This is a genomic window from Pseudomonas salomonii (genome assembly GCF_900107155.1).
In the GTDB taxonomy this organism is placed as follows: Bacteria; Pseudomonadota; Gammaproteobacteria; order Pseudomonadales; family Pseudomonadaceae; genus Aquipseudomonas; species Aquipseudomonas salomonii.
Map to the genome: position 1 here is coordinate 386,941 of NZ_FNOX01000002.1, position 12,231 is coordinate 399,171.

The window sequence follows — 12,231 nt, forward strand, 5'->3', positions numbered from 1 at the left end:
TTCTAAACGGCTGACACGACCTTTTGCCGTTGTTCGCCGAGGCCGTCAATCCACAGGTGGATTTCATCACCCGGTGACAGCCATTGCGGCAGCGGCTTCATGCCCATTCCCACACCCGGTGGCGTACCCGTACAGATCACATCACCCGGCTGCAATGTCATGTAGCGGCTGCAATACGCCACGATTTGTGCAACGGAAAAAATCATGGTTTTCGAGTTCCCAGTCTGGCGTCGCTCACCATTGACCTCCAGCCACATGTCCAGGTTTTGCGGATCGGGTACCTCATCCCGGGTCACCAGCCAAGGCCCGATCGGGCCGAACGTGTCACAGCCCTTGCCCTTGTCCCATTGCGAACTTTGCATCTGAAATGCCCGCTCCGATACATCGTTGACCACGCAGTAGCCCGCAACGTAGTTCAGCGCCTCGGCTTCGGACACGTACTTGGCTTCACTGCCGATCACCACGCCCAGTTCCAGCTCCCAGTCCATCCGCGAGGCGTCGCGCGGTTGCAGGAGGTCATCATCAGGGCCGTTCAGGCAACTGATCGCCTTATGAAAGATGATGGGCTCGACAGGAATCGACATGCCGGCCTCTTCGGCATGGTCGCGATAATTAAGGCCGATTGCGATGAATTTGCGCACCTGGGCGACGGGGACGCCATAACGAACCCCCTCCTCGACCAGCGGTAACTGTGCGACATCAAGCTTCGACAATTCAGCCAGCGCCGACGGCGCAAGCACCGTCGCATTGATGTCGGTGACATGTGCAGAGAGATCGCGCACGCGACCTGCAGCATCTATCACACCGGGGCGCTCCTGCCCCTGCGGCCCAAAACGACACAGCTTCATACCTACCTCGAATGTTGTCTATTTACTCAGGTAAAGCCACGAAATCGCGGGCGATATTCAGGCCCAGGAAGCCGGCGCGAAAGAGATCAGGCAGACCCGTTTGAACAAATTCATTCTATGGCATAAAATATATTTTTCGCAACATAATATATTTTTATTAAAGGAATTCTTCCATGCTTGAACGCTCCGCTCAAAGCCTCACCCAGGCCACCTATGAGCGTCTGCGCAAAGATGTCCTGTCCTGCGTTTTGCGCCCCGGAGACCGAGTCAACCTGAAGGCTTTGGCCGAGCGCTACCAGGCTAGTGCCGGAGCAGTGAGGGAAGCCCTGTCACGGCTGGTCGCCGAAGACCTGGTGTTGGCAGAGCCACAAAAAGGCTTTCGCGTTTGTGCCGTTTCGCTGGCCGATCTGAATGACCTCACATCGGCCCGCATTGAGATAGAAACGAGCTGCCTGCGCCATTCTCTGGAACACGGCAATCTTGCGTGGGAGGCGACATTGGTCTCGGCCCATCACCGCCTTTCACGGCTTGAAGAGCCACACGATGGCGATCACGCTGATGCTGATGCTTGGACGTCAGCGCATGCGGCGTTTCATGAGGCCCTGGTTGGTGCTTGCCCGAACACCTGGCTCTTGCGAATTCGCTCGATGTTGTTCGAGCAGACGGCGCGCTACCGCGCAATGTCAATCGCCATGGCTGCCGAACAAAGGGATATCGGTCATGAACACCAAGCGCTATTCGAGGCGGCTCTGGCCAAAGATGCCTCCAAGGCCAGCGAACTGCTGAAGCAACACATCCAGACCACCTCTGCCCTACTGATTGAAGGCCTGCGCGTCACTCCCGAAGTGACGGGGCGTTCGACTCAGTCAAATTGACTGGATGGCGATGAAAATCGAGCGATAGCAAACAGTCTTAGTGCCGCTTGCGCCCCACACTCTCCTCTCCAACCCAAGAGGAAATCGGTATGCATAAATCATTGTTAGCCGCAGGCGTTCTAGCGCTGTCGCTGATCGCAACTGGCGCACACGCTCAAACGTTCGCAGTACAAAGCACCAGCATCCTGGATGGGCATTTTCAACAACGCCAATTCGCCAACGTATTCGGCTGCAGCGGCAAGAATCTCTCCCCGCAATTGTCCTGGAGCGGTGCCCCGCAAGGCACCAAAAGCTTTGTCGTGACGATGTACGATCCCGACGCGCCAACCGGGTCAGGCTGGTGGCATTGGGTGTTGGCGAACGTACCTGCAACGGTCAGTGAATTGAAGGAAGGCGCGGGTAGCGCAGGCGGAAAATTGCCCGACGGTACGCTGCAGGTTCGCGGTGACAGTGGTATGCCAGGCTATCTCGGCACCTGCCCTCCAGCAGGGCAGACGCACAATTACGTGATCACCGTATACGCTATGAACGTCGATAAGGTGACATTACCGCCGACCGTCACACCCGCAATGCTGGGTTTCATGCTGCCCGGCAGTTCGCTTGGCAAAGCCACGCTCACGGCACAAGGCGGCCGCTGATGTCACCGACAAACGCTTACGATGCGCTGCGCATCACTCATCGGCCTGGCGTCGGTACGGCAGGCATCGTACTTCAGCAGGAAAACCTGGAGTTCAAGCGTTTGTATATTGAGAACCCCCTCTTGATCTACGTGGAGCGGGGTTCTAAAAGCGTGCGGTGGGCGGGTGGCGAGTACGTCATCCAGCCAGGCGAAGCGATTGCGGTGGCGGGTGGCCAATCCCTGGATATCACCAACAGGTTGGCGCAGGACGGCAGCTACCGAGCCCACTGGCTGGTGTGGGACGAGACGTTGATCGAAGCCACCGCCGAAGCACATGCGCATTTGGCGGTCATTCAATACGCCCAGCCCATTACCCGCGATACGGTGCATTTTGCCGCAGCGTTTCAACGTGCGATTGAGGCAATAGAAGACAGCACACTGCCAAGCCTGATCGCCCGGCACCGACTACAAGAATTGTTGGCGTGGATTGGCGTGAATGGCGGACGACTCGAACAGTCCCGGCTGCCGACAATGGCGATTAAAGTAAGGCGGCTCATCGCCAGCGACCTGGCTAACGACTGGAGCGCTCACGCCGTTGCGTCTGCGTTTGCACTCAGCGAGGCCACGCTGCGGCGCAGACTGGCGGAAGAAGGCACCACCTTCAGCAGCTTATTGATCGATGCACGCATGACCTTCGCCCTGCAGCTGCTGCAATCTTCCGCCCAGACGGTCATGCAAATAGCGCTGTGCGTGGGCTATCAGACGCCCTCGCAATTTGCTGTGCGCTTCCGTGACCGGTTCGGGTTTGCACCCACGCCGGTTCGGGGTCATCGGCGCTAATCAAGCAGAAAAACACTCCGGCCCCTTACGACTTTTGGGTACAGCCCCTTTATCACAATGGCCATCCACTGCGCCCACAGACGTTCCATCATTTGCGCCTCGATCGGCGCTGAATCCGCGCGCCACGCCAAGCTCAGGATGCCATTGGCCGCTGCCCACAACGAGGTGGTTGCAAGGTGGGCGTCCACGCCTGGGTCAATCGAACCATCCGCAATACCATCGGTAATAGCTGCCTCCATTTTGCCGTTCTGGTGCCTGACCAGTTCGCTCACCCGCAAGAGCGCTTCAGGATCATTCGGCGGATCCGCCAGCAAGCGAAACGCCGTCGGACGCTCCATAGCGAAACGGAAGTAACCGTTGGCGGCGACTTGCAGACGCTCCAGAGGCGTACCTGGGGTTCGATAGGCCGCGTCCATGTACGCCCTGTTTTCTTCAAAGGCTTTTTCTGCGACAGCCATCAATAACGCCGAACGCCCGCCAACTCGGTTGTAAATGGTTTGGACGGCAACATCGGCGCGTTCGGCGACGATCTCAAGCGTCAACGCCGTCGCGCCGCTCTCAAGAATCAAGCTTTCGGCATGCTCGATGATCGCCGTCCGCGTGGCCTGGGCCTTGCGTTGGGTACGCGTGGGGGATGTGATTTTAGTCATGGTGACAGTCTACATGAAGGATAAATATTGTAAGCACATCCAATATTGTAATAGCATCAAAAAAACAACAAGGAATACCGCCATGTCTCAACGTCTGGATGTTTCATTTGCGTCCGCGAATGCGTGTTGCGCGGCGTGGCTGTATTTGCCCGACGCCATGTCGGCGCCGCCGGTGATCGTTATGGCGCACGGCCTGGGCGGCGTTCGGGAGATGCGCCTGGATGCCTTCGCGCAACGATTCTGCGAAGCGGGCTATGCCTGCCTGGTCTTCGACTACCGCAACTTCGGCGCAAGCGAAGGCGAGCATCGGCAATTGCTCGACATCCCGAGCCAGCAGCAGGACTGGCGATCAGCGGTCGCCTATGCCCGTAGCCACCCGGCGTTGAATCCGCAAAAAGTCATCCTGTGGGGGTCGTCTTTCAGCGGTGGGCATGTATTGCATACCGCAGCGGCTGACAACGCCATTGCAGCCGTCATCGCGCAGTGCCCGTTCACCGACGGCCTTGCTTCGCTGAGGCAGGTGGACATCCTGACCTCGTTAAAACTGACCGCCTTAGGCATTGCGGACATGGCAAGCGCGGCTTTTGGGCTGGCACCGGTGCGCGTGAAAATTGCTGGCCCCAAGGGCTCCGCTGCACTGATGACGGCACCCGATGCCGAGCCCGGATACCTCAAACTGGTTCCAACTGATTACCCCTTCAAGAATTACGTGTCCGCGCGCTTTGCCTTGAAGATTGGTTTCTACCGACCGGGCAAGAAAGCCTCGACCCTTCGCTGCCCCATCTTGTTCTGCGTGTGCGATGCCGACAGCGTCGCACCCGCCGCGCCGACGCTCCGTTATGCAACAAAAGCCAGGGATGCCGAGATTCATCGATATCAAGCTGGGCATTTCGGCATTTATGTGGGAGACGCCTTCGAGCAAGTGGTTGAGCAGCAAATCTCATTTCTGAAGCGGCGCGTCTGACGTCGCTTTCACTCGCCTGCCCCTGAACCTTCATCGCCGCATTCAAAGAAAGGTACGACCATGAACCCTAAACCCAGCGTATTCGTGACAGGTGCCGCCAAGGGCATTGGCGCACAAACCGCTTTGATGTTCGCCAAGCATGGCTACCGAGTAGGCGCGACGGATGCCAATGAACATGACCTGCAAGCATTGAAGGCACTACTTGGCCCCGGGCATTTCTATCGCCGGCTGGACGTCACTCAGGCCGACGATTTTGCCGCCGTACTCCACGATTTTGCGACTGAAAATAAGGGTGTCATTGATGTGTTGGTCAATAACGCTGGGATCGCCTTTATAGATGATTTCGAAAAAGTGCCACTCGCAAAACACCTCGCCGTCACCGAAGTCAACGTCAAAGGCGTGCAAATAGGCGCCTATCACGCGCTGCCCTACCTGAAGAAAAGCTCGCGTCCCTGCTTGATCAATATGTGCTCGCTCAGCTCGGAATACGGCGTGCCCAGCGAAGCCTCCTATTCAGCGAGCAAGTTTTGGGTAAAAGGTTTCACCGAAGCGCTCAATATTGAATGGGAACGGCACGGCATTTATGTCTGCGACATCATGCCCAATTTCGTCGCAACCCCGATGATGCAAGAGGCCCATGGAAAAATCGTCGACTCGATTGGCATTCGGCTCACCGCCGAGGATGTCAGCCAGACGCTATGGCGAGCGGTGCAGAACCGGCGACGTGTGCATTGGGAAGTCGACACCTGGCGCCCTCGCCTGCTGCGCGCGATGAATAAGCTGCTGCCTGCCACCGTGCGGCGGGCCGCAATGAAACACCTGAGCGGCTATTGATTCCGACCGATTGGTGCACACGCTCTACAAAATGCTCTTTCAGCGGCGGGCAAGATCAGCGCATCAACTATATTCAGACTGGGTTGTAAGCCGACTAACATCCAGAGTTATTGGTGATCCAGCATCTGCTCATGCTGCTCCAATAACTGGAGCGCGACGGCCGGCTGATTGGCCGTATCGTTATCAAGCCTTTCGCCAGCCCGGTCGGCCTATTTAGTCCAGAATTTGATGACCCGCCTCGTTGAGCACGGCAAGCCCCTGCGCGAATAGGTCGGCTTTGAGCAGCAGGAAGTCGCCATCAAACGTCGACACGACAAATACACCGAAACCGGCTTCGGTGAGAGGACGCACGACTGACAGCACAATACCGGTCTCATCAAACGCGAAGGGGCCGACAAACTGCATGCAATTCCAGTCGCGGTCAATTTTGACGCCCTCGGGCACGCGGCTCTGATGGCAGACGATGGACAGTTCATCGGCGGAGCGCGCGATGTTGACGAACCCGTCACCGTCGGCCCAGGCAGGGATCGGGTCTTTGCTGTCCAGCCGGGAAATCGAGTAAAGCTCGGGCAGGACTTTCAGACGAATGCTTTTGACCAGTTTCATAAAATCTCCAGATAGATAAGGTTTAGTGCTGATTCGGGCGACGCTGCAGCGTGGTCGCCGCCAAGGTTTTCAGGGACCCACCGGCAACCAGGTTTCAGCCAGGCGAACCCAATACGTCGCTCCAATCGGTAAAATAGTGTCGTTGAAATCAAAACTCGCATTGTGCAGAACACACGGCCCCGGACCGTGGCCGATACCGCAATGCGTACCCTCGCCGTTGCCGATGAACACATAACAACCGGGCGTATGTTCGAGCATGTGGGCGAAGTCTTCGGCGGCCATCGTCGGCTTGCCGTCGGTAATGACATGCCCTTCACCGACCAGTTTGCGTAATACCTCGATGCACACCTGTGTCTCACCAGGGTGATTGATCAGTGGCGGGTAATCCGACTTCAACACGCTTTCCACACGGCAGCCGAACGCCTGCCCGACACTGTCGGCGATCTCCCGCATGCGCCTCTCGATCAAGTGCATGGCCTCGCGGGAAAAAGCTCTGAACGTACCGCCCAGCCAGGCTTCATCGGGAACCACGGTGAGGCTTTCCTGGCTCCCCGCCTGCAAGTGCGTCACTGAAATAACCGCAGGATCCTGGGTATCCAGATTGCGCGTAATGATGCTCTGCAAAGCCTGCGCAATGTGCATTAACGGCTGCAGAGGGTCAATGCACTGATGTGGCAACGCAGCGTGACCGCCTTTGCCGATCACCTTCATACGAAACTCAGTGTCAGACGCCATCATCGCGCCCGCATGCACCGCAAACTGTCCGGCCGCCAGCCCGGGCCAGTTATGCATTCCGAATACCGCCTGCATGGGGAACCGTTCGAAAAGGCCGTCTTCGATCATGCGCCTGGCCCCGGCGTCACTTTCCTCGGCAGGCTGAAAAATGAAATACAGCGTGCCGTCCAGTTGGCGGGTGCGTGCAAGTTCGTATGCCGCCGCCAACAACATTGCGCAATGCCCATCATGGCCGCAGGCGTGCATTTTTCCGGGGTGGGCGGAAGCATGCTCGAATCGGTTGAGTTCCTGCACCGGCAGCGCGTCCATGTCCGCGCGCAAACCGATAGTCTTGGGGCTCGTGCCGCAGCGCAAAATACCCACCACGCCCGTACCCGCAAGCCCGCGGTGCACAGTCAGCCCCCACGACTCAAGCGCACGGGCGATGAGGTCGGCAGTCCTGTGCTCCTCGAAGGCCAACTCCGGGTGCCGATGAATATCACGCCTCAGGGCGTAAATCGCTTCAGGTACGTTGATCCAGTGTGTGTTGCTCATGGCGCCACTCCGGTCGCTGGATCAGCGATCACTTGAGGTCCAACGCCAGAAACTGGCGCAGCCGGTCGCTTTGCGGGTTATCGAACACCTGCTCGGGCTTGCCCTGTTCTTCAATCTTGCCGCCATGCAGAAACACCACCTGGGTGGAGGCGTGTCGGGCAAAGCCCATTTCGTGGGTGACGACAATCATCGTGCGGCCCTCCTGCGCCAGCTCCTGCATGATTTTAAGCACTTCGCCCACCAGTTCGGGGTCGAGGGCAGAGGTCGGCTCGTCGAACAACATGACCTCCGGCTCTACGGCCAGGGCACGCGCGATCGCAACACGTTGCTGTTGTCCGCCGGAAAGATGGGCCGGGTAACTGTCGTGGAAACGCGCACCCAGTCCGACTTTCTCCAGATACCCGATCGCGCGGGCTCGTGCCTCTTCCTTGCTGACGTTGAGTGCGTGCACGGGCGCCATGCTGACGTTTTCCAGCACCGTCATATGCGCCCAAAGGTTAAAGTGTTGAAACACCATTGCCAGCCGTGTGCGCAGCGCCTGCAGTGCACGGCGCTCCGGGCGCAAGGGCTTGCCTGCACCCAGGTCGATCGTCAGATTGTCCAGGCTGACACGGCCGCAGTCCGGCTGTTCGAGAAAATTGATACAGCGCAAAAAGGTACTTTTACCCGAGCCGCTGGAGCCGATGATGCTGATCACTTCGCCGCGCTTGGCGCTCAAGGAAACCCCGTGCAGGACTTTATGATTGCCATAGGATTTGTGGATGTTTTCAACGGTGAGGGCATTCATACCAGGCGGCCTTCTTTTATCGTAGGGACGGGGTGCTCAGGGGTGTTTTTCGCCACGCGAGGCTTCAGATGCCTTAGCCAACGTTTTTCGGCGCGATTGAAGCCGGCGATGATGCAGAAGGAAATCATCAGATAGAGCAAGGACGCCAGACCGTAGGTGCTGAACGTCGCATAGGTTTCAGCGTTGACGTCGCGAGCCACTTTGAGGATGTCCGGCACGGTGGCGGTGAACGCAAGCGTGGTGCCGTGGAGCATGAAGATTACTTCGTTACTGTAGGCGGGCAGCGCTCGACGCAGTGCGCTGGGCAGTATCACCTTGAGATTGAGTACCGTCGCACTCAAGCCAAACGCCCTGCCCGCCTCCACTTCTCCGCGATTGCTGGCACGAATCGAACCGACCAGGATCTCGGTCATATAGGCGCACTCGTTGAGTACGAAAGCAAACAGCGTGCAGCAATAAGCATCGCGGAAAAAGCTATTGAGCAACGCCGTGTTTTGGATGAACGAGAGGCTGTACAAGCCGCTGTAGATAATCAATAACTGCACGTAGAGCGGCGTCGTGCGGAAGGTGTAGGTGTACAGCCAGATTACGGCGCTCAGTGAGCGCGAAGAAGATACGCGCCCCAGTGCCAGTGGAATCGACAGCACAAAGCCGCCCAGCGTCGCGACGATCAACAGCAACAGCGTGACGACTACCCCGCTCCACTGCTGCCCATCGGTCCAAAGAAAGCTCTGCCAATAGGTCTGCAAGAGATCGATCATAGCTCTGCCTCGCGTACCCAGGCGGCCGAACGGTGCTTGAGCCAATACAACAGCAGGCTGGAAAACCCCGACAGACAAAAATAAACCGCGCCGGCCAGCACCATGAACATCAGGGTGTTGTGTGTGCTGCGACCGGCCTCCTGCGCCGCCATGACCAGATCGCTGAGCCCGATGATCGACACCAGCGCAGTGGCCTTGACGAGTACCTGCCAGTTGTTACTGATGCCAGGCAAGGCAAATCGGATCAACTGCGGCAGCACGACCTTCTGGAACGTTTTGCGGGCTGAGAGACCATAGGCTCTGGCGGCTTCCGCTTGCCCCGGATCGATAGCCAGAAACGCGCCGCGAAACGTTTCGGCGAAGTAGGCCCCGTAGATAAAACCCAACGTCATGACGCCCGCCACGAAGGGGTCAATTTCAAATCGACCAAGCGAGAGCTTATCGGTGAGCTGATTCACGCCGATCTGGATGGTGTAGAAGATCAGCAGCATCAATGCCAGGTCCGGAATGCCTCGGATCAATGTGGTGTAGCACTGCGCAGGCAGCGTCAGCCAGAGCGTTCCCGACAGCTTGGCCAACGCGGTGATCAGCCCCAGAAACAAGGCCAGCAACAGCGCCACCAACGCCAGTTCGACCGTGCTCAAGGCACCTTTGGCAATCAAGGGTAAATATTCAAGCCATTGCATGGCGCATCACTCGCAATAGGTGGACGTACAGAAGCCGCGCGGTACCGGTCATGACTGCGACACGCGGTCATGACCGGGACAAAACTCGCCGTCAGCCGCCGTAGATGTCGAAGTCGAAGTACTTGGCGGCGATCTTCTGATACGTGCCGTCAGCCAGCATTGCGGCGATGGCATCGTCGATGCGCTGCTTGAGTGCCTGATCTTCTTTGCGAACGCCTATCGCAGTGCCGCTGCCCAACACTTTGTCGTCGACAATGATCGGGCCGGCAAACGCGTAGCCTTTACCCTGGTCGGTGCGCAAAAAGGCATAGGTTGCCTGCACTTCATCCTGCAAGGAGGCATCGATACGCCCATTCAGCAGGTCGGCGTACACCTGGTCCTGGCTCGCATAGGCCTGCAATTTGATGCCTGGCACTTTCCAGTAGGTACGGGCATAAGACTCTTGAATGGTGCCTTGCTGATAACCCACGGTCTTGCCCTTGAGCCCCGCCGCTGTCGGCGTGATACCAGAGCCATCGCGCGCCACCAATCGTGTCGACGGGTTAGAGAGTTTGCTGCTGAAGTCGATCTGCTTCAGGCGTTGCTCGGTAATGGACAAGCTCGACAGTACCCCGTCGAACTTGCGTGCGAGCAAGCCCGGGATCAGTCCGTCAAAGCTGCTTTGAACATACTCACACTTGACCGCCATGCGCTTGCAGATTTCGTCGCCCAGGTCGATATCAAATCCGATCATTTTGCCCTGCGGGTCGCGGTACTCCAGTGGTGGATACGTCGGGTCGACGCCCATGCGCAGTACATCCGCAGCCTTTGCCCAAGTGGAACTCAGAAGCAATACTACGCAAGCTACAACGAGATTCTTGTTCATGATTATTCTCTATGTGGTAGTTGGCAGATTTCAGGGATTAGCGATGTCATTGTTATTGTCCAACGCCGGTGGTGCACAGGCCGGCGCTGGGTGGAGCACTTAGAACAGGCTGAGCAGGTCCGGGCAGGCGTTGACCAGCTCACGACTGCGGATCAACTCGGCCACGCTGGCCATGTCCGGCGCGATCGGTCGGTCTACATTCATCGCCGGCACGCTGGCGCGAATGCACTCGACGGCTGGCGCCAGGCGTGCGCTGTACAACTTGCCGCCGCGCAGGTCCAGACCCTGGGCCGCACACAGCGCCTCGATAGAGAGAATCCCGCGTAACGTGCACGTCATTTCCAGCAAACGGCGCGCGCCATGGGTGGCCATCGAGACATGGTCCTCCTGGTTACCCGCCGTAGGGATGGTGTCGATGGAGGCCGGGGTGGCGCGCTGTTTGTTTTCCGATGCCATGGCCGCGGCCGAGATGTGCGCCGTCATGTAGCCCGAGTGCAAGCCGGCATCGACCGTCAACATTGGCGGCAGCCCGGAGAAGCCTGGGTCCAGCAGCAGGTTGCAACGACGTTCGGACAGGTTGCCGATCTCGGTAATAGCGATCGCCAACATGTCAGCCGCAAAGGCGACCGGCTCAGCATGGAAATTACCGCCGGAGATAACTTCACCGGTTTCCACGAAAATCAGCGGGTTGTCAGAGGCAGCGTTGCTCTCGATCTCCAACGTGACACTGGCGTTGCGAATCAGGTCCAGGCACGCCCCCAGCACTTGGGGTTGGCAGCGAATGCTGTAGGGGTCCTGAACCTTGCCGGACGCTTGGGAAATGGCACGCATCGGGCTGTCATCCAACAGCCGCTTGAACGCAGCGCCTACGGCGATCTGGCCCGGATGACCACGCAGTGCCTGGATACGCGGGTCGAACGGACTGGCAATACCCGCCAGCGCCTCGGTGGTCATGCTACCGATTGCAATGGCCGCCATGAAGGCGTTTTCCAGGGCAAACAGGCCGGTCAGCGCGAGGGCCGTCGATACCTGAGTGCCGTTCATCAAGGCCAGGCCTTCCTTCGGGGCCAGCACGATCGGCGTGAGGCCAGCGCGTGCCAGGGCTTCAGAACCGTCGAGCAACTCGCCCTCGTGCCAGGCCTGACCCATGCCGATCATCACGGCGGTCATGTGCGCCAACGGCGCCAGATCGCCACTGGCCCCCACCGAACCCTGGGCGGGGATAAACGGGATGACACCGCGCTCGCGCATTTCTTCCAGCAGTGCCACGGTGCCGTATTGCGCCCCCGAGGCACCTCGTCCAAGGCTGGCAACTTTCAAGGCCATGACCAGACGTACCACATCGGCATCCAGCGCTGGGCCGTAGCCCGTCATATGCGACATCACCAGGTTTTTTTGCAGCTGGCAAAGGTCGGCATCGCTGATCCGCACATTGGCCAGTTTGCCGAACCCAGTGTTCAGGCCATACACCGCGCGCCCGCTATCGACCAACGTGTCGACCATCTTCGCCGCCGCCTCGATACCGGCACGGGCGCTGTCACAAAGCCGCGCCGGCGCACCGTTGTAAATGGCACGCCAGGTGGCGATACGGGTTTCGCCTGGGACAATTTTCTGTACTGTGCTCATG

The 12,231-nt window shown here is 58.4% G+C and carries 14 protein-coding genes; 5 read left to right on the top strand and 9 right to left on the bottom strand.

Translation table 11 applies throughout. The features are described from left to right. Positions 1 to 2: 2 nt before the first annotated feature. Entirely contained in the window at positions 3 to 848 is an 846-nt protein-coding gene (locus BLV67_RS05755) for a fumarylacetoacetate hydrolase family protein (RefSeq protein WP_069787693.1), read from the bottom strand. A gap of 173 nt (positions 849 to 1,021) precedes the next feature. Here BLV67_RS05755 and BLV67_RS05760 point away from each other — a divergent pair, with 173 nt between their 5' ends. From BLV67_RS05760 to BLV67_RS05770, 3 genes are all read left to right on the top strand, one after another. Then, positions 1,022 to 1,723, top strand: a complete 702-nt coding sequence (locus BLV67_RS05760) for an FCD domain-containing protein (RefSeq protein ID WP_069787694.1) — start codon at positions 1,022 to 1,024, stop codon at positions 1,721 to 1,723. An 89-nt stretch (positions 1,724 to 1,812) separates the two neighbouring features. Further along, positions 1,813 to 2,361 (top strand): YbhB/YbcL family Raf kinase inhibitor-like protein, encoded by a 549-nt coding sequence (locus tag BLV67_RS05765; protein WP_069787695.1) that lies wholly within the window; start codon positions 1,813 to 1,815, stop codon positions 2,359 to 2,361. Then, positions 2,361 to 3,182 (top strand): helix-turn-helix transcriptional regulator, encoded by an 822-nt coding sequence (locus tag BLV67_RS05770; protein ID WP_069787696.1) that lies wholly within the window; start codon positions 2,361 to 2,363, stop codon positions 3,180 to 3,182. Before BLV67_RS05765 ends, BLV67_RS05770 begins: the two co-directional genes overlap by 1 nt. On the opposite strand, the gene BLV67_RS05775 is transcribed toward BLV67_RS05770, so the two are convergent. After that, entirely contained in the window at positions 3,179 to 3,832 is a 654-nt protein-coding gene (locus BLV67_RS05775; protein ID WP_069787697.1) for a TetR/AcrR family transcriptional regulator, read from the bottom strand. The genes BLV67_RS05770 and BLV67_RS05775 overlap by 4 nt on opposite strands. A gap of 82 nt (positions 3,833 to 3,914) precedes the next feature. On the opposite strand from BLV67_RS05775, the gene BLV67_RS05780 reads away from it, so the two are divergent. Together BLV67_RS05780 and BLV67_RS05785 are read left to right on the top strand one after the other, a co-directional pair. After that, the gene (locus BLV67_RS05780; protein WP_069787698.1) at positions 3,915 to 4,796 is read left to right on the top strand and encodes an alpha/beta hydrolase; all 882 of its coding nucleotides are present in this window, start codon (positions 3,915 to 3,917) and stop codon (positions 4,794 to 4,796) included. A gap of 60 nt (positions 4,797 to 4,856) precedes the next feature. Then, positions 4,857 to 5,630, top strand: a complete 774-nt coding sequence (locus tag BLV67_RS05785) for an SDR family oxidoreductase (RefSeq protein ID WP_069787699.1) — start codon at positions 4,857 to 4,859, stop codon at positions 5,628 to 5,630. A 213-nt stretch (positions 5,631 to 5,843) separates the two neighbouring features. Here BLV67_RS05785 and BLV67_RS05790 read toward each other — a convergent pair whose 3' ends face one another. From BLV67_RS05790 to hutH, 7 genes are all read right to left on the bottom strand, one after another. Beyond that, the gene (locus tag BLV67_RS05790; protein ID WP_069787700.1) at positions 5,844 to 6,236 is read right to left on the bottom strand and encodes an ACT domain-containing protein; all 393 of its coding nucleotides are present in this window, start codon (positions 6,234 to 6,236) and stop codon (positions 5,844 to 5,846) included. A gap of 69 nt (positions 6,237 to 6,305) precedes the next feature. After that, the gene (locus tag BLV67_RS05795; protein ID WP_069787701.1) at positions 6,306 to 7,505 is read right to left on the bottom strand and encodes a M20 aminoacylase family protein; all 1,200 of its coding nucleotides are present in this window, start codon (positions 7,503 to 7,505) and stop codon (positions 6,306 to 6,308) included. Between the two features lie 28 nt (positions 7,506 to 7,533). Next, complete coding sequence (locus tag BLV67_RS05800) at positions 7,534 to 8,292, bottom strand: ABC transporter ATP-binding protein (protein WP_069787702.1); 759 nt, start codon at positions 8,290 to 8,292, stop codon at positions 7,534 to 7,536. Beyond that, positions 8,289 to 9,053 carry a histidine ABC transporter permease HisM gene (gene hisM, locus BLV67_RS05805; RefSeq protein WP_069787703.1) on the bottom strand — a complete coding sequence of 255 codons (765 nt, stop codon included), beginning with the start codon at positions 9,051 to 9,053 and terminating at the stop codon, positions 8,289 to 8,291. Before hisM ends, BLV67_RS05800 begins: the two co-directional genes overlap by 4 nt. Continuing rightward, on the bottom strand, positions 9,050 to 9,739 hold the full coding sequence (locus BLV67_RS05810) for an ABC transporter permease (RefSeq protein WP_069787704.1): 690 nt from the start codon (positions 9,737 to 9,739) through the stop codon (positions 9,050 to 9,052). The genes hisM and BLV67_RS05810 overlap by 4 nt, the downstream gene beginning before the upstream one ends. Before the next feature lie 91 nt (positions 9,740 to 9,830). Then, complete coding sequence (locus BLV67_RS05815) at positions 9,831 to 10,604, bottom strand: ABC transporter substrate-binding protein (RefSeq protein ID WP_069787705.1); 774 nt, start codon at positions 10,602 to 10,604, stop codon at positions 9,831 to 9,833. 99 nt (positions 10,605 to 10,703) lie between these two features. Next, positions 10,704 to 12,230 carry a histidine ammonia-lyase gene (gene hutH, locus BLV67_RS05820; RefSeq protein WP_069787706.1) on the bottom strand — a complete coding sequence of 509 codons (1,527 nt, stop codon included), beginning with the start codon at positions 12,228 to 12,230 and terminating at the stop codon, positions 10,704 to 10,706. Position 12,231: the final 1 nt, after the last annotated feature.